Raw genomic sequence first — 16733 nt, 5'->3', positions numbered from 1 at the left:
TTGAAACCCTGCCTCGGCAGGGTTTTTTATTTGTTGCTAATTAGAGACATTGTTTTAGCGATGAGTTGTCCCGCGATAGAGACCTTCGGTGGAGTAGTCGGCAATGCATCTATGTCAAACCACTGTGCGTCATCTATCTCGTTTTCCTGGCAACGAATTTCCCCACCGTCATACTCAGCAATAAATCCGACCATGAGAGAGTGAGGAAACGGCCAAGGTTGACTATTGTAGTAACGAAGGTTTTTAACTTTTACGCCAACCTCTTCAAATACTTCTCGATGAACAGCTTGTTCCAGACTTTCACCACTTTCTACAAAGCCGGCAAGGGTTGAGTACATATTGGATTCTTTGTGGCGAACCCCTTTTGCTAATAGTATTTTTTCATTGTTGTGAATAGAGACGATTATACAAGGTGAAACCCTTGGATAAGTTCGATGCTGACAGCGGTGACACTGCATTGCCATTTCCCAATCAACGCGCTCCGTTTTAGCACCACACTGACCACAAAACTGATGGGTACGCAAAAAATGAATATATTGCCATGCTCTGCCTATTACAGAAAAAGCAATGTCATACTCAGCAAAAAGAAGCTGCCTAAGTGAAACTGTTTCCCAGCCGGGTTCGTCTACATATTCAGCTCCTAAATCCACAACAAAAACAGGCAAGTCTCTGTGCGCAGTGTCATTTAGGGGGGGAAGTTGATGTATTTCATCAACATATGACGCCAAAAACGGAATTTCACTTAAGTAAGCGACGGGGATAGACTCAGATGATTCATGTATTAGAATTTTACTGCGGCTAAATACCACCCACATTGCCTGCTGGGTAATCAATTTTCCCTCATCTAATTTCATCATCATCTTGTGTTACTCCTGTGCTCCTGAATTCATCATACACTAGGGACAAATAAAGGTTACCGTTCATTCAGACCAAAAGTTGTAAATTCAAGGTCAGCGAAACGCTAATTGCTTTTCAGTCTATCTTAGTACCATGTTTTTACTGTAATCTTTTTCGTGCAAAATTTGTGTCGCTAGTGCACGGTGTTATACTGAAACTTATTGTCGCTAAACGGGTAGCATACAATGTTGCAACAGTTGGAAAGCGTTAAATCTAAATGGGGTGGTAAAAGCCAGGTCATAGACCGCTGGCTTTTAGACAGACAAGCTTTACTAGTCTCGTACTGTGAACTTGCCGGCGTTAACAGTCAGAGCGAGTGTTTACCCGATGCCGATGAAATCGCAAACTTTTGTGGTGCTTTACTCGATTATCTCTCTGCTGGTCACTTCGAAGTTTTCGATATTTTAGTTGAGGGTGACAGTGAGGGTTCGGCACTGCGGGACAAGCTTTACCCTGAATTGACAAAAACTACTGACGCTGCACTGGAATTCAACGATACGTTTGCACAAGCCGTGACCCCAGAGCAAGCGTCGCGCTTCGATTGCGCCCTAGCCCAGTTAGGAGAAACACTAGAAGAGCGTTTTGCCTTGGAGGATGAGTTAATTGCTCACGTCCACACAAACAAACGTGATCCAGAAGTGACGCTTTAATATAACAATGACAGTCGAGTTTACGGTTATCATCAATGAACAAAACCACACTTATTCATAAAGCGCGCGCTTATTGCGAACAGCGCGGCGCCAGATTTACACCGCTTAGAGAAAAGGTGTACGAGATTCTTGTATCGAAGCACGGCCCCATGGGTGCTTATGAACTACTCGACTCATTAAAAGAAACAGAATCCAGCGCAAAGCCTGCAACTGTGTATCGCGCCTTGGATTTTCTTCTCGACTTTGGCTTTATTCATCGCTTAGAGTCTACCAATGCGTTCGTTGCCTGTTACCATTTTGGATGTAACCACCCCGTTCAGTTTTTAATTTGTGACAGCTGCGGTGATGTTGCCGAGATTCAGTCTGAAGGCCTTCAAGATACTCTCGATAATCAGGCAAAACAACACGGCTTTAAAGTGTCGAAACAAACCATCGAGGCCCATGGATTATGTGCCGACTGTCAACAAACCGAAGCGCCCACTGCCCAGGAGAGTGCACATGAATGCTGATTTTGTGAACCCTTTTATTGCCGGCCTGCTAAACGTGCTAGAAACGATGGCACAGACCAAGTTGACGCCGGGCAAGCCTAAACGCAAGCAAAGCGATATCGCTAAAGGTGATGTTTCTGGCTTGATAGGCATGGTGGGTCCAGATGTTCGCGGTTCTATGTCTATCACGTTCGATGAAACACTTGCCCTTACTATTATGGAGCGAATGGTGGGAGAGCGTCCTGAAAAACTTGATGCTGAAGTGGGTGATATGGTCGGTGAGGTCACTAATATGATTTGCGGGAATGCAAAGCGAGATCTAGCAGAACGCGGATTCGAGTTCGGAATGGCAACACCTATCGTTGTATCGGGAAAGCAACACACTATTAGCCATCAGGTTGACGGTGCTAAAATTATTCTCCCTTTCATGTGCGATGAAGGATTAGCGCATTTGGAAATCTGTTTTGACAAATAATTTCTGGCACTCTGAAAAAATTACACTCAATAGCTACCCCAGAGGATTTCACCTGATCACCGAACAGGTGGAGTCTTCACTCCCAAGTATTCGGCATGTTGAAATCGGGCTTCTACATCTGTGGCTTCAGCACACCAGTGCAAGTTTAACAATAAACGAAAATGCCGACCCCACAGTGAGGCATGATATGGAGGCTTTTTTCAACAATAGTGTAAAAGAAGAGCTTCCTTTTTTCAGGCATACTTATGAAGGTAAAGATGATATGCCTGCTCACTTAAAATCGAGTATACTAGGCTGTCAACTTACCATTCCTGTCCAACAAGGCAAACTTGCACTTGGTACGTGGCAGGGTATCATGCTCGGTGAACACCGAGATCATGGTGGAAGACGAACAATTATTGCCACATTACAAGGGATTGCAGCCTAACCCATATTATAAATGGCACAATTTGTGCTTGCTTATGACGACAAGCACAACACAAAATTATCTAAAATCGATAATCACTCAACGTTAAACAGGATGTGACTATGAAACAACACTTTAAAATGGCAGCGCTATCTCTTGCTGTACTTTCATCTACCAATGCATTTGCTCAAGACTCTTCTGAACCAGCGTATAAAAGTTGGTTTGGTGGCTCCGCGATGTACTACAACACTGATGAGTCTAGACCTTTCAATGAGGGCGTTGCGGACGATAACGGTATCGGCCTAACTGTTGAGTACGGTTTCCGTTTCACTCAAAGCTGGGCTGCAAGAGTTGAATTTACTGCATTAGAGCTAGAATATACTGATAATGCGGGGAATTCGGCTGAAGACGACGGTGAAATGACCGGCGTTGATGTAATGTACTTCATGCCAAATGACCAGTGGTTCCTATTCGGTGGTGTAAAGCGCCAAGCTGTTCTTGACTCTACAACTCTTGGTAACATCGGTATTGGTAAGCACTGGGATGTTCATGAGAATATTAAATTAATTACTGAAGTTGCCGCTTACCATGACTTCGGCGAAGATTATAACGATTACAGCATCAAGCTAGGTTTAGCCGTACCGTTTGGTAAAGCGACACCTTCAGCACCTAAAGACAGCGACAACGACGGCGTTGTAGATGGCAAAGACCAGTGCCCAATGACTCCAGCAGGCGTTCGCGTCGATGCGACTGGCTGTAGCGTTGATAACGACAACGACGGCGTTCTAAACAGTGTTGACCAGTGTCCTAACACTCCAGCGGGCACTAAAGTAGATGCTACTGGCTGTGCGCTTAAAGATGCTGACAACGATGGCGTTGTAGACAGCAAAGACATGTGTCCAGATACACCGGCTGGCGTAAAAGTTGATGCTAAAGGTTGTACAGTATTTGACGAAGAGACAGTAGAAATCACGCTACGCGTTCTATTCGACAACGAAAGCGCTGTTGTTAAAATGCCTAAGGATCCAGAGATCTCTGAATTCGCTGAGTTCATGAAGCAATACCCTTCAACAACTGCTGTAGTAGAAGGTCACACTTCTGCACCAGGTACTGAAGCTTACAACATGGACCTTTCAAAGCGTCGTGCTGCTAACTTTAAAGAAGTAATGGTAGACATGTACGGTATCGACGGTTCTCGTCTAGAGACTATCGGTTACGGCGAATCTCAGCTTCTAGATACTGATAACGATTCTGAAGCACACCGTGTTAACCGTCGCATTTCAGTGACAGTTAAAGACACAGTGAAAGTAGCTGAAGAAAAATAATTCATACTATATGAATTGAAGAAGGCGCCGAAAGGCGCCTTTTTTGTATCTGTTGATCCGTCCTAAATAGCGTTTTACAAAAACGAGTGTCTCACGCTATTCAATTACAGCTTGCTAGTTTGATAGACAATTAACTCAAACCAATAAAGTGCCTTAGTACTCATCTGCGATGGCAGGGCCTGCATAGTTATCAAAGCGAGAAAACTGGCCTTGGAAGGTAAGACGGCAGGTACCGATTGGGCCGTTACGCTGTTTACCAATAATAATCTCTGCAATGCCTTTATATTCGCTGTTTTCGTGATAAACCTCATCGCGATAGATAAACATAATAAGGTCGGCATCCTGCTCGATTGAACCAGATTCACGAAGGTCAGAGTTAACTGGGCGTTTATCGGCACGTTGTTCTAGCGTACGGTTAAGCTGCGACAACGCAACTACGGGTACTTCAAGTTCTTTAGCAAGCGCCTTCAATGACCGTGATATTTCGGCAATTTCCAACGTACGGTTATCGCTTAGCGACGGTACACGCATAAGCTGAAGGTAATCCACCATGATGAGGCTGATTCCACCGCGCTCTCGCGCGAGTTTACGGGCTCGACTTCGCACATCCATAGGTGTTAGACCCGAAGAATCATCAACGAACAAGCTGTCTTTATCTTTAAGCATAGCCATAGTATTGGATATACGCGCCCAGTCTTCATCGTCTAGCTGAGCGGTACGAATCTTCGTTTGATCAACACGGCTTAATGACGCCAACATACGCATCATGATTTGTTCAGAAGGCATCTCAAGACTGAAAACAAGCACCGGCTTTTCTTCCGCCATCATGGCGTTTTCAATCAAGTTCATTGCAAAGGTGGTTTTACCCATTGATGGACGCGCCGCCACAATGATAAGGTCAGAAGGCTGCATACCACTGGTCATTTTGTCTAAGTCAGTAAAGCCAGTTGTAACCCCCGTCACTTCTTTGTTGGTTTTTACCAGCTCTTCAAGACGGTCGATGGTCTTGCCTAGAATAGATTCGACATCACGAGGCCCCTCGTTCTCACCGGTTCTTCGTTCTGCTATTTCAAAAACTTTACTTTCCGCAAGATCAAGAATGTCTGCGCTGTCTCGGCCCTCAGGGTTGTAACCTACTTCAGCTATTTCATGGGCTACACCGATAAGCTCACGGGTAATAGCACGCTCGCTGATAATTTGTGCATAAGAGACTACGTTTGCAGAACTTGGAGTATTTTTCGCTAGCTCGCCGAGATACGCAAAACCACCCGCATCTTCCAGTTCATCGTGCTTTTCGAGCTCTTCTGAAACCGTTATAAGATCGATAGGCTGACTGCTATTAAGCAATCGCGTAATAGCACGAAAGATTATTTGATGTGAACGATTGTAAAAGTCGTTATCGGTAACGAGTTCCGCGACTTTATCCCAGCTTTCAGGGTCGATAAGCATGCTGCCTAAAACAGACTGCTCAGCCTCAATGCTATGAGGGGGAACCTTCAATTTATCAACATTTTTATCGTTGTTAGACGCAGACGCCACAAGTAAAGCCTATTCCAATGCACAAAAACCAGTTGGATATTATGCGCTTTTAACGCACATGTCTCAACAAAGGAAGCAGGTCTTTTATCACGAGAGCCTAAAAAGGCAGCTTGAGCTATAGCGTTTTTTCTAGCTTCAGAAAAGTGCCATCTACTAAGGTATAAGTGTTGATGTTCTCTTGAAAAATCAGTGTCGACCCCATGATTGCCTCGTTATCTGAACAAGCCAAACTTACTTGGGTGATTGTGTCATCACTGAAATCTAGTGACGACGGTGATGCGCCAAAAGTAGCGTGAAAGTCGCTTCCACTCATCTCTTCGGAGGTATAAACAGGTGACTCGCAAACGGCTTGGTCAAGTTTCGCGGTCTCTTTTTCGTAGGTTACAGAGCGCCCGAGAAACTGCTCTGATTCAGCTGTTGAGTGAGCGGTAATGCCAACGTTATAAGCTTTAGTAACAACCCAAGTTCCTTCATAATAAGCGGGCTCTTGAACAGCACAACCTAAGGTTAGCGCACATATCCCAAACGCACCGATAATTAGGCTATGAAATCGCCAAAACCTTTTGACGTGTCCAATAATACTCAATTTACTCTCCATATATAAAATTCATTAAAATCAGATGGTTTAACGTACAAGCCAACTAAAAAGTTTACTTGTAATGGCATGATTATAGAGTTTTAAACTTTCCCTATAGTTCTAACTAAACGCTCAAATATCAACATTTAGCGACCAAACAAAAAAAGCTGCGTACAAACGCAGCTTTTTTAACGTCACCACATACACTAATTAATAAATGTGGTCTAAATTGCTTTTTTCAAGCTAGAGTCTCAATCAAGCTTACTATAGCTTATTCACTTTTGGTCTATTTCAACCCGACCGTGTACCGTAGAGATATCTACATTTGCAGCGCCACCGTTGTGGATAAAGCGTAGCCAGCTTCCAGGCCCATACTTTGGCTTTTGTGCTTTTTCACCACTAATATTATTCACAATATTTCCACCTGCATGTGTCTCTATATCAAACTGGGCTGACACATCATCTTGAAAAATAAACTCCATTGCACCACCAACCGAATTAGCTTTAATACTGCCATTCGCATTTAGCCCCAATTTTGCAAAAGTACGACCGTTTACGGTATTTATTTGCAGGCTATCAATATTTTGCAACGATAGATCAATACGTCCATTCACCGTCTCTACTGATAAGTCAGGGCTGCTCGATGCGATATCAAGCTTTCCATTGACCGCTGTAAAACTTACAGGCGTATTGCCGTCGTGAGTAGCTTCTATATCGCCGTTAACCGTGCCTGCTTCTAAACGGCCTCTGACGTTCTTTAATAAGATATCGCCATTCACAGATTCAACCTCAACGCGCTCTCCAATATTTTCCAGTGTGACATTGCCGTTGACGACTTCTACATCTACCGCTTTTGTTATTCCTTCAGCTTTCACATCTGCGTTGACTGCGGTGTAATGAAGATCGCTTGCCGATGGCACGTAAATTATCAAGTCATCACCATCTCGACTCTTCTGATACCAGCTCTTTGAGCGGTGCTCCACCTCTACGTGAATAACAACAACATCTCCGCGCTTTTCAAAAATAAATTCTTCGGTTTGATCACCAAGCTCCCCTGTTACCCGTACCTGAGCTTTATCCCATACTCGGATGTCAGCCTTTCCATCGATATGTTCAATATCAACTTTAGGAGAGGATGAGGTATCAATGGTTTTATCAACTTTTTCACCCGCAAAGGCGGCAGTAGCAATGCTTAATAATGCCGTAGTTAGCACAGCTTTAGCCCTGTTAGATGTGCTGAACATGTGCGTTAACTTATCCGATATTGTGTTTTTCATATTTTTAGTCATTTTAAAGCCCTTATTAAATTTGCTGCCACTTGGGCGCGTGCACTCGCTCAATTAAGGCAATTTGCTGTTGATATACATGATGCAGCATCTTTATTAATGCTGAGTTGTCTGGATCGTCTTTTAACGCCGCTTTAATAACATCCGCGGCATCATCTAATTCTTTCAGCTGCTCCTGCCAGTCTTGTGTTAGTGCAGGTGTACTTTCATAACTTGCTAGCAGGCTGTTAACTTGCTGCTGCTGTTGGCTGCTCATTGCGTCAATTAACGCGTATCCACTGCTTCGACTTTCATCGCTTTTGAACGCAAAGGGAGCAGCAAACCACAAGACAGTGACCAAACAAACACTGGCAGCTATAGCCATCCATTGTCTTGAAGTTACCGTAGAACGTGAGCTCTCTTCATTTGAAGCATCGCTCCGTTGAGACGCTATGCCTAGCTCAATTCCACGCCATAGGTCCCTTTCTGGCTGCCTTCTCTTTCGATAACCCAGACACATGCTGAGCAAGCTTGTCATCAAAATCACTCATCATCGACTCCCATAAAATCTTTCAATAATTGCTTAGCACGGAAAAATTGCGCTTTGCTTGAGCCCACTGCCATATTCAACATGTTGGCAATGTCTTCGTGGCGGTATCCTTCAAGTGCGTGGAGTACAAAAACCATTCTGGCACGCTCTGGTAGGCGAATAATCAATGCTTCCAAATCCACATCGGTGCTGTTTTCTTGCGCTGGCATTTCGTTAATGCCGCTATTCTCTAAGTTAAACATGCGCTGCACCCAGCCTTTCTGCTTACGCATATAAGAGATGGTAATGTTTGCCGTAACGCTGTGTAACCACGTGGAAAATTGGCTTTGCCCATCGAAATTACCCAATTTTTTCCACAGCTGAATAAAAACTTCCTGAGACGCATCTTCTGCCATTCCTTTTTCACCAGTAAGCCGATAACACAGTGCGTAAACTCGGCCAATATGTTCGTCGTAGAGAGATCTAAACGCCTGTTTGTCGCCCTCTTTCGCTTTAGATATAAGCTCGTGTTCGCCTTTGTTACCAAACACCACATTGGCGTGTACAACACGTTGTTGTGTGTGTTTCATTCTTTTCTCTTTGTTATTTGTGATGCTGATTAGCATTATTAGTGTTATAAGGTTAGTCGTACCCTATAGTAGAAAGGTTTAAATACACAAAAAAATTTTTTGGAGTTGCCATGTCTGCCACCTTTACTGTTGACGCTTTGTTTGCTGGAAAACCTCAACCACTTGGCCCTCGTGGGGCACCAAGTAGCATTGTTAAAGCCTCCGTCGATGCGTTAACCGTGCACATGGACAGAACCGATGAGGACGAACAAGCCAACAAACGTCTTCACGGTGGGCCTGAAAAAGTGCTACATCAGTTCAACCCGACCAACTATCTGACGTTAAGAAAACACTTTCCAGAAGGTGACTTTTCGCTAGGCAGTATTGGCGAAAACATCAGTGTTGAAGGCATGGACGATGCCACCGTTTATATCGGAGACATTTGGAAGTTCGGAGAGGTAGAGTTGCAAGTAAGTGCTCCGCGCGCGCCTTGCAATAAAATATCTCACCGCTTTGGCATCCCCAACTTAGATAGATTTGTTGGAGAGCGAGGTATTACTGGCTGGTACTACCGAGTTATTAAAACCGGCACCATTAACGTTGGCGACGAAGTGACACTACTGCACCGTGAAGACGATACAGTCAATGTTCACACCCTAATGCAGTGCGCACACACGAAAGCCGACAAAGCATTGGCTGAAAAGCTAGCTAAGCTGGAACCGCTTGATGATGAGTGGCGCGGAAAATGCCAAAAGATTGCTGGTAAGATTGCGAATAAATAGAATGATTTGAGTAGATAGTCTTGTCATTTCCGTCTTGAAAAAGAGGTGATCCATTGTAAAAAAACGGAGAAACTTCATTTTCTAGGCGGCGAAGTATGGGAGGCAATTTTGATGGCGTATTTACATAAACCCAAAGTGCACACCGTTTTGAATTACAGGAAATGTAATAACCCACCTCTTCTTTAGCGTACGGCTTGAAAATCAGATTGAGGGCGTTATACATTAAAGCGTACTGATAATTCTCGGAATCAGAAAGCAGGTACTCCACATTAACCCTGCAGTTGTCTATGCAGCTTTTATAAGGCGCTGAGAGTTGAACTGGCCGTTCATTTATCAAATATGCCCAAATACCGATATAGCCGCAAAGAACAATAGATAAAGCAATAAAAGCACTATTTCTTAATTTAGACACCTTCAATCCTTGAAAATAACACTAGTTCCTATTTGATTAAAGAGTAACCATAATGGTGAGTTTGGGCAAGTTTATTAGTGATAAGACCTGAATGATAGACAACTGTTAAAATGACACTTTTTCACCTTCATTTAAAATTACCCAAGGCATAGCGGGTTCTAGTTGCTTTTTCATTTTCATCAGTCGAAATAGCGCAGAATGTGAGGTTTTGTCACCCATCATCCAGCTCGCATTTCCATAGCCCCAGGGCACTACGGCTTTACAGCCTAGGTCTTGGGCCGCAACGATGGCATCTTCTGGCGTTGTATGTACCTTGCGATACCATTTAGGTGAGGTTTCGCTGAAATAAGACGCGATAGGTAATAGGCAGACATCTATATCACCAAAGCGGGCTTTAATATCTTTGAAGTGGGGTGAATATCCCGTATCTCCCGCAAAGAACAAGGTGTTGCCTTCATGCTCAAAGACCCAACCACCCCACAATGTTGCATTGTCGTCCTCGTATAAATACGGCACCCAAATTCGGTTACTGAAATGATGGGCAGGCACGAAGTGAATAGCGGTGTTGCCTACGTTTTTGCTGGTATACCACGCCATCTCGCTAATGCTATAGCCTCTGTTAGGGAAGTGCTCTGCGAAACCTAACGGAACAAGATATTCGGGATTTGTGCCTAATTCGGAAATATCGGCTTTATTAAAATGATCATAGTGAATATGGGAATAAACCACAGCATCGGTTTGTGTGAGTTTGTCTTCACCTACCTCAGCGGGTTCGTTGCGGCTGAACCCCTCCGCCAATCGAAACGCCCAATTAACGGGCCAATCAAACTGCCCAAACACGGGGTCGATAAGTATTTGCTCGCCACCTGCGGTATTGAGCAAAAAACTTGCGTGCCCTAACCAGGTAACGGTAAAGCCGGTGTTTAAGTTCACCGTCGGGTTGTCGCCAACGAACTGACAATTTTGCATGTCACTTTCACATTCAATATCGGCAGACGCTGGGTAGCAATCATTAGTACAAGTGACGGGGTATGCTTTAAAACCGTTGTAAATATTGCTAAATCTGTCCTCGAAGCCAGGTTCATTGGAGTACTTAATTACCGCATCGTCAATATCAACTTGGGTAACCTTATTAGGTGTAGCACACCCTGACACAATTATTGAAAACGTAGCTACGATAGGCGTTAAAAACGTCCACTGCTTTGGTTGCTTCTTTGTACAACTTGTCATTTTTATTATCCCGTCCTTGTAATTCCAGTCTTGCAGTTAAAGCTTAATTTTGTGCCTATGTACGTATGCTATTAACACGCTTTTATTAAAGGTGTGTTTGAAACAACTCACGATAGTACACAGCAAGACGATGACCATCATTGTAAGGTGAGAAAGTATTCGCTTAACAGTAAATTTGTAACAAAATGAACGTGAGCAAAGAACAAGAACGACATTTGCAAATGATAATGATTATTAATAATATAAACTAAAATTTATTTCTTAAGCCGTTATGTGTAAAACCCGAATACTCATTGTTGAAGACGACGCAACGTTAAGTGAACAAATTACGCAGCTGCTGCAGGCTCGGGGGTTTGTTACTCGCCACGAGAGCAACGGTCATGCGGGTTTACATGCTTCGCTTGAAGAAGACTTTGACCTAATATTGCTCGACATACGCATCCCTTCGCTAAATGGTCTTTCATTACTACATCAACTAAGACAAATAAAGCAAACACCTGTGATGATGATTACGGCTTCGGGTGCTGAGCAAGAGCGGATTGAAGGCTATCGCAAGGGCGCTGATGACTATTTGCCTAAGCCCTTCAATTTTACTGAAATGATGCTTCGCATCGACGCAATACTACGGCGTAGCAAAGCGATGAATAGTTCGGGTACGCAAAAATCGGAAATATTGGTTGATGTGCTTTATCTAAACCGCATTCAACAGGTGACGAAATACCACGCTAAGTTACTCGAATTTACACCTATACAATTTAAACTTCTTTGGATGCTGGTAGAAAACAAAGGCGAAACCTTGAGCAAAGCATTTCTCTACCACAGTGTGCTCAACAAACCCTTTTCTCGATATGACAGAAGCCTAGATATGCATCTTTCTAGAGTGCGTAAAAAGTTGGTTGAAACAGGTATGCCTCCTGAGCGGCTTGCCACAGTTCACGGTCAAGGGTACCGCTTTTCGTGAAGAATAAACTGCTTTGGCGTCTATGCACATTTATTGCTGTTGGTACTGTCTTACTATTCTGGGCTATCGCGTGGCTCACTAATCACACTGAAACCAGTATGAGCTTTTTAGATAAGGCTCATCAAGAAACCCTGTACGCCTATGGTGAGAAAGCAGAAACAATTTATCTGGAAAAGGGAGAAAAAGCATTAGCCGCTTTTTTAAAAGAGATAAGGACGAAGGAGAACACCTGGCTTGCTGTAGTCAATTCAGAAATGACCACATTCGCTGACACCGAGATGTTAGATGAATTTGTTGACAGGTTTCAGATGGGGCGCAGCCCAGAATGGAAAATACATTTGTATTTCTCTGAAAACCCTGTGATGGAAGTGCCTTTTGTAGACGATAACACGCACTTTTTGATTCAGCTTCCACAGCGAATGCGCCCAGGATCCCTATTACTCGCTACCCGTCTAGCATTACAAATTGCACTACCCTTAGTCATACTAAGTCTATTGAGTTTTATGCTCTATCGACATGTTATGACACCACTAAAGCAATTAGAAAATGCCACAAAAGACTTCGCAAACGGCAATTTAGAAGCCCGTGCAATGGCTGCAATGCCCAAGCGAAATGACGAGCTTACTAGGCTTGCCCATACATTTGACAAGATGGCCCTAAGAACGAGCAGTCTCATTTATAACCAAAGAAGTTTGCTTGCAGATCTTTCTCATGAGCTTCGCACACCTCTTGCTCGCATTGATATGGCGATAGACTTTGTAGAACAAGATATTAATCGTGAACAAGCTCTTTCCCGTTTGCGCTATGAAGCCAGTACAATGAGAGAGCTTGTAGAAGATACACTCACTTTTGCGTGGCTAAATACAGAGTCACCTCAATTAAACAGCGATGATTTTGACTTAGTTGAGCTTATAAATGTTATTTGTGAAGATGCGCGCTTTGAATACTCTGATAGAACCTTATGTGTAAGCACGCCGGAATGTGCGAGTATAGAAAAAAGTAGTCAGCTTGCCTTGGGGCAGGCATTAGAGAATATTATACGCAATGCTTTACGCCATACCCCGCAGTCAAGCGGGGTAAGCGTGACCTTGGTCAGCGATATCCAAAACTACATTATTACTGTAGCTGACGAAGGTGTGGGCGTACCCGATTCAATGTTAGACGCCATATTTGAACCTTTTTTTAGGGTTGATAAAGCGCGTGCAAACAAAGCCTACCTACATTCTTCAAAACGTTCTGGCTTTGGTCTTGGCCTTGCGCTGGCGAAGCGTCAGGTCGCAGCCGTCGGAGGCGAAATTTCAGCGACAAACCGCGTTGACAGCAACAATACTGCGACTAGAGTTCATGCAAAAGGTATTAGTGAAAAGAAACACACTGGACTAATAGTTACCATAACACTACCTACGCTTTCTAATGCTTCTTTCGCAAGTTCATAAGCCTTCGAACACTTAGCAAAGTGCCAGTATAAACCAAAATACAGCAAAGCAAGCTGACTAATCCTGCGATTGTCTGACCTACAAAGCCATAGAATTCTCCGGTATGTAAGAATCGAGAAGTGCCCCAAGCCTGACTTCCTCTAGGCCAATCTGTTTTATGCAAGACTCTAGCGATCTCACCAGTGCCCATGTCGAAATACAGTGAATACGCTAACTCTTGTCGGTGACCTATGCTTTTATCAATGTAAAATCGCGCTACACTTTCCATCTTTCCAATTTCTAACCACATCGAATACCAGTCCTGATACCCATTATCGTCGGCATGTTGCTGGGCACGGGCGAATAGCGTATCGTAGCTGACAACGTCTGCGTCTAGCGTCTGTGGCATCTCTTTTTTCTCGCGCGCCGGTACTTCCTCACCATATAGCCCATACAGTGCTTTATTAGCCCATTGAAAATAAAAAAGCGTTGCCGTCATTGAAATAACGAGTAAAAAGGGCAGTGACCATGCACCAAAAACAAAGTGCCAATGACGATGGCGATGCTGTTTATTGGTGTATTGCTGCCGCAATAGTGTTTGCTGTTTTAAAGACTTAATCGATATGTGTTTTGGCAACCAAATAACAACGCCAGATACAAGTAAAAAGACAAAGATAAGATTACTGTAAGCGGTTATGGTTTTACCTATTAATTTATAGTCTCCTTCCAACAATAAATAGCGATGCAGGTCAGTAATGACATGGAAAGCCTCTTCAACGATCCCTTCACCTTCTCTTAGTATGTCTCCGGTATAGGGGTGAATAAGATAACTATGCTCGCCAGCCCATGCTGGAATTGCAGCCCCCTCACGGTTAACCCATCGAACGAAAATATGCGCTTCATTCGGATGCTTTTCGCGAAGTATTGAAACCACTTCATCCGTTGAGATTACAGATTTCCCAGTATCAATGGTTTGTGTATAAGCCATTTCACTTAGCTCTTTAAACTGGCGCTCGTAAGTTAGCAATACTCCAGTAAAAGCCATAATAAAAACAACTACGCTCGCCAGTAAGCCAGCAAAGAGGTGGGCCCAAAAGACCCACCTTTTAAATGGAAGAATTTTCATTAGCGTTGGCTACTTAGAAATCGTAGGTCACTGACAAGCGAATATCGCGCCCTGCTTCTTGAGGGCCAACAACGCTAGGGAACACTTCGCTGTAGTCACCCACACTTGAATGGTCGATATAAGCCTCGTCAAACAGGTTTGTTACCGCTACATTTACGCGCAGGTCATTGGTAACTTCCCACTCGCCGTAAATATCCACTAGGGTATAGTCTGCTTTGTTAAGTGAATAAAGCGAGTCGGTCCAACCGTTTTCCAAGGCCTGATGTAGTGTATCTATGTTGATGTCGTCAACCATAGTGATGTTAAAGCCAACGCTAATGTCTGCAGTAACGGTGTAATCTGCACCAAGTACCCAGGTATCGCCGCGGCTATTACCTAGGCCAACAAACTCGTACCCGTTAATATCGATGCTGTTATACGGTACGCTGTACAGATCTTCGCGAGGCATCAACTCAACGTCTACGCTAGAGAAACCGAAGTACAGGTCAACAGAATCCCAGCGATACGCAAGGTTAAACTCTACGCCAGATGATTCTAAGTCGCCGATATTATTAAATACCGAGTTACCTTGATAACCGCTAAATAGCACATCATCAATAGTAGATTCATAGGCGCTAAGGCGCGCATTAAGGTTATTCGCGCTGTATTCGATTGACGCTTCAATATTGGTGACAGTTTCAGGCACCACGTCACTGGCTACAACGGGAACGTCCTCACCATCATATAAGTATTCGTCAAGCGTGAAACCATCACCAATTTGCTTACCGCGCGCCGCTTCTGCGTAACCAAGGCCAAGGGTCCAAGCTTCGGTAAGCTGATATTCAAGACCGACGTTAAAGCTAAGTTCATTGTCGTCTAGTCCAGATGGCTCATCGGTAACGGGGGTGCCGTAATAATCATCGATCAAGATTTGTTGCTGAAAATCAAAGTCGTCGTAACGAACACCGTAGCTTAACAACAACTCTGGTGTGATATTGCTATGAGCTTGCGCGTAAATACCCATTACGCTGCCTTCTTCTGCGTTCTGCACAGGACCTACGCCAGGACCACTTTCTACCTCATCTTTACGATAATCGATACCGTAGGTGAATACGTGGTTTGAAATGTCGGTGATGTTTCTAATATCAAAACCATAGGTATCGATATCAGACAAGAAATCGAAACGGCCCCCGCGGAACGATGATGAAGTTTGGTATGCAGTGGCTTCTAAGAAAACCAATGCGCTGTGGTCAAAGCGGTAGTTCGCTACGTAGGTATCACGCTCTGCTTCACTAGGATAAAGTGGAGCACCTTCTAGTACTACCCAGTTAGGTCTTGCCGAAAACTCCCCCTCTTCATCGCGCTGCTCTGCACTTATTGAAAGGTATTGATTATCCGCAATGTAACCACTGGCTTTAAGGAACAGGAGATCTTGATCTGCGGCAGTACCCAGCACTTCGTTGCCGTCGCCGTCTTCAAAGTTATCTCTGTCAACCGTGCTGTAATAACCTAGCAAGCCCCATGAATCACTTAGCTTTCCATAAAGGCTGCCGCTATATCGGGTGCCTTCGTTTGAGAAATAACTCGCTTTTACTCGACCGCCAAATTGTTCGTCGCCTCTCAATAAATCTTGCGCGTCTTTGGTCTTAAAGCGAATTGAACCGCCTATAGCACCTGGGCCACTGGTTGCTTCACCTGCACCAGCCTGCACATCGATTTGCTTCAAAAGATCGGGATCTAGCGTCACGCGGCCTATGTGGTGAAATAGGGTTGAGGTTTGTTGCGCGCCATCTACGGTTACATTCAGGTATGCATCTTCTAGTCCACGGATAAAGATTTTCTGTGCTACACCTACCGAACCGCCAACGCTGACCGACGGCGACTCTCTAAAAACGTCAGCTAGGTCGTTTGCCTGAAACTGCTCAATATCTTCAGCAGTAATGCTTAAATTAGTTGCTGCGCCTACCACAGCAACTCGCTCTATAGACTCTGTTTTTTCATTCTGGTTTTCTAAAGATTGCGCGAATACTACTGGACTGGATAGCGTGCACACTGCACTGGCTAAAACTAACTTTTTCAAGGATGTCTCCATTTGATAATCAACAATT

The 16733-nt window shown here is 44.0% G+C and carries 16 protein-coding genes and 1 pseudogene; 8 read left to right on the top strand and 9 right to left on the bottom strand.

Annotated features, from left to right (window positions below):
- Window positions 1-26: 26 nt before the first annotated feature.
- Entirely contained in the window at window positions 27-860 is an 834-nt protein-coding gene (nudC, locus tag ACYX4M_RS08655; protein ID WP_476082680.1) for an NAD(+) diphosphatase, read from the bottom strand.
- A gap of 222 nt (window positions 861-1082) precedes the next feature.
- Here nudC and rsd point away from each other — a divergent pair, with 222 nt between their 5' ends.
- The 5 genes from rsd (at window position 1083) to ACYX4M_RS08630 (ending at window position 4241) form a co-directional block, all read left to right on the top strand.
- Window positions 1083-1547, top strand: coding sequence for a sigma D regulator (gene rsd / locus ACYX4M_RS08650; RefSeq protein ID WP_476082679.1), 465 nt, complete (start codon window positions 1083-1085; stop codon window positions 1545-1547).
- 35 nt (window positions 1548-1582) lie between these two features.
- Window positions 1583-2056, top strand: a complete 474-nt coding sequence (locus ACYX4M_RS08645; RefSeq protein ID WP_334059597.1) for a transcriptional repressor — start codon at window positions 1583-1585, stop codon at window positions 2054-2056.
- Window positions 2046-2510: a chemotaxis protein CheX gene (locus ACYX4M_RS08640; RefSeq protein ID WP_334059596.1), complete on the top strand. Its 465-nt coding sequence runs from the start codon at window positions 2046-2048 to the stop codon at window positions 2508-2510. The genes ACYX4M_RS08645 and ACYX4M_RS08640 overlap by 11 nt, the downstream gene beginning before the upstream one ends.
- A complete protein-coding gene (locus tag ACYX4M_RS08635; protein WP_476082678.1) occupies window positions 2500-2937 on the top strand; it encodes a secondary thiamine-phosphate synthase enzyme YjbQ in 438 nt (145 codons plus the stop codon). The genes ACYX4M_RS08640 and ACYX4M_RS08635 overlap by 11 nt, the downstream gene beginning before the upstream one ends.
- Before the next feature lie 101 nt (window positions 2938-3038).
- Window positions 3039-4241, top strand: a complete 1203-nt coding sequence (locus ACYX4M_RS08630; RefSeq protein ID WP_476082677.1) for an OmpA family protein — start codon at window positions 3039-3041, stop codon at window positions 4239-4241.
- 153 nt (window positions 4242-4394) lie between these two features.
- Here ACYX4M_RS08630 and dnaB read toward each other — a convergent pair whose 3' ends face one another.
- From dnaB to ACYX4M_RS08605, 5 genes and pseudogenes are all read right to left on the bottom strand, one after another.
- Window positions 4395-5780, bottom strand: a complete 1386-nt coding sequence (dnaB, locus tag ACYX4M_RS08625; RefSeq protein WP_179984856.1) for a replicative DNA helicase — start codon at window positions 5778-5780, stop codon at window positions 4395-4397.
- A gap of 115 nt (window positions 5781-5895) precedes the next feature.
- Window positions 5896-6366, bottom strand: coding sequence for a hypothetical protein (locus ACYX4M_RS08620; protein WP_476082676.1), 471 nt, complete (start codon window positions 6364-6366; stop codon window positions 5896-5898).
- Window positions 6367-6632: 266 nt separating this feature from the next.
- Window positions 6633-7646, bottom strand: a complete 1014-nt coding sequence (locus ACYX4M_RS08615; protein WP_476082675.1) for a DUF4097 family beta strand repeat-containing protein — start codon at window positions 7644-7646, stop codon at window positions 6633-6635.
- Window positions 7647-7659: 13 nt separating this feature from the next.
- Window positions 7660-8173, bottom strand: a pseudogene (locus ACYX4M_RS08610) (hypothetical protein).
- Window positions 8166-8741, bottom strand: a complete 576-nt coding sequence (locus tag ACYX4M_RS08605; protein WP_476082674.1) for an RNA polymerase sigma factor — start codon at window positions 8739-8741, stop codon at window positions 8166-8168. Before ACYX4M_RS08605 ends, ACYX4M_RS08610 begins: the two are co-directional and overlap by 8 nt.
- Window positions 8742-8851: 110 nt before the next feature.
- Between ACYX4M_RS08605 and ACYX4M_RS08600 the strand changes: the two genes are divergently transcribed.
- The gene (locus ACYX4M_RS08600; protein WP_476082673.1) at window positions 8852-9502 is read left to right on the top strand and encodes an MOSC domain-containing protein; all 651 of its coding nucleotides are present in this window, start codon (window positions 8852-8854) and stop codon (window positions 9500-9502) included.
- A 517-nt stretch (window positions 9503-10019) separates the two neighbouring features.
- Here ACYX4M_RS08600 and ACYX4M_RS08595 read toward each other — a convergent pair.
- Window positions 10020-11144, bottom strand: a complete 1125-nt coding sequence (locus ACYX4M_RS08595; protein WP_476082672.1) for an MBL fold metallo-hydrolase — start codon at window positions 11142-11144, stop codon at window positions 10020-10022.
- A gap of 271 nt (window positions 11145-11415) precedes the next feature.
- Here ACYX4M_RS08595 and ACYX4M_RS08590 point away from each other — a divergent pair, with 271 nt between their 5' ends.
- Both ACYX4M_RS08590 and ACYX4M_RS08585 read left to right on the top strand, forming a co-directional pair.
- Entirely contained in the window at window positions 11416-12105 is a 690-nt protein-coding gene (locus ACYX4M_RS08590) for a response regulator transcription factor (protein WP_476082671.1), read from the top strand.
- Window positions 12102-13541 carry a sensor histidine kinase gene (locus ACYX4M_RS08585; RefSeq protein ID WP_476082670.1) on the top strand — a complete coding sequence of 480 codons (1440 nt, stop codon included), beginning with the start codon at window positions 12102-12104 and terminating at the stop codon, window positions 13539-13541. The genes ACYX4M_RS08590 and ACYX4M_RS08585 overlap by 4 nt, the downstream gene beginning before the upstream one ends.
- Here ACYX4M_RS08585 and ACYX4M_RS08580 read toward each other — a convergent pair.
- On the bottom strand, window positions 13516-14646 hold the full coding sequence (locus ACYX4M_RS08580; RefSeq protein WP_476082669.1) for a PepSY-associated TM helix domain-containing protein: 1131 nt from the start codon (window positions 14644-14646) through the stop codon (window positions 13516-13518). The two genes, ACYX4M_RS08585 and ACYX4M_RS08580, sit on opposite strands and share 26 nt — an antisense overlap.
- A gap of 13 nt (window positions 14647-14659) precedes the next feature.
- Window positions 14660-16705 carry a TonB-dependent receptor gene (locus ACYX4M_RS08575; RefSeq protein ID WP_476082668.1) on the bottom strand — a complete coding sequence of 682 codons (2046 nt, stop codon included), beginning with the start codon at window positions 16703-16705 and terminating at the stop codon, window positions 14660-14662.
- Window positions 16706-16733: the final 28 nt, after the last annotated feature.

The sequence above is a fragment of the Alteromonas sp. ABV4_150 genome (assembly GCF_056311745.1).
The sequence above is the reverse complement of the archived record's forward strand: the minus strand, read 5'-3'. Positions and strand labels throughout refer to the sequence as shown.

Excerpts from the sequence above, each read along its gene's own strand:
- ACYX4M_RS08605 (WP_476082674.1), bottom strand. The coding sequence starts at position 8,741 with ATGAAACACACACAACAACGTGTTGTACACGCCAATGTGGTGTTTGGT.
- nudC (WP_476082680.1), bottom strand. The coding sequence starts at position 860 with ATGATGATGAAATTAGATGAGGGAAAATTGATTACCCAGCAGGCAATG.
- ACYX4M_RS08580 (WP_476082669.1), bottom strand. The coding sequence starts at position 14,646 with ATGAAAATTCTTCCATTTAAAAGGTGGGTCTTTTGGGCCCACCTCTTT.
- ACYX4M_RS08640 (WP_334059596.1), top strand. The coding sequence starts at position 2,046 with ATGAATGCTGATTTTGTGAACCCTTTTATTGCCGGCCTGCTAAACGTG.
- ACYX4M_RS08595 (WP_476082672.1), bottom strand. The coding sequence starts at position 11,144 with ATGACAAGTTGTACAAAGAAGCAACCAAAGCAGTGGACGTTTTTAACG.
- rsd (WP_476082679.1), top strand. The coding sequence starts at position 1,083 with ATGTTGCAACAGTTGGAAAGCGTTAAATCTAAATGGGGTGGTAAAAGC.
- ACYX4M_RS08630 (WP_476082677.1), top strand. The coding sequence starts at position 3,039 with ATGAAACAACACTTTAAAATGGCAGCGCTATCTCTTGCTGTACTTTCA.
- ACYX4M_RS08600 (WP_476082673.1), top strand. The coding sequence starts at position 8,852 with ATGTCTGCCACCTTTACTGTTGACGCTTTGTTTGCTGGAAAACCTCAA.
- ACYX4M_RS08645 (WP_334059597.1), top strand. The coding sequence starts at position 1,583 with ATGAACAAAACCACACTTATTCATAAAGCGCGCGCTTATTGCGAACAG.
- ACYX4M_RS08615 (WP_476082675.1), bottom strand. The coding sequence starts at position 7,646 with ATGACTAAAAATATGAAAAACACAATATCGGATAAGTTAACGCACATG.
- ACYX4M_RS08590 (WP_476082671.1), top strand. The coding sequence starts at position 11,416 with ATGTGTAAAACCCGAATACTCATTGTTGAAGACGACGCAACGTTAAGT.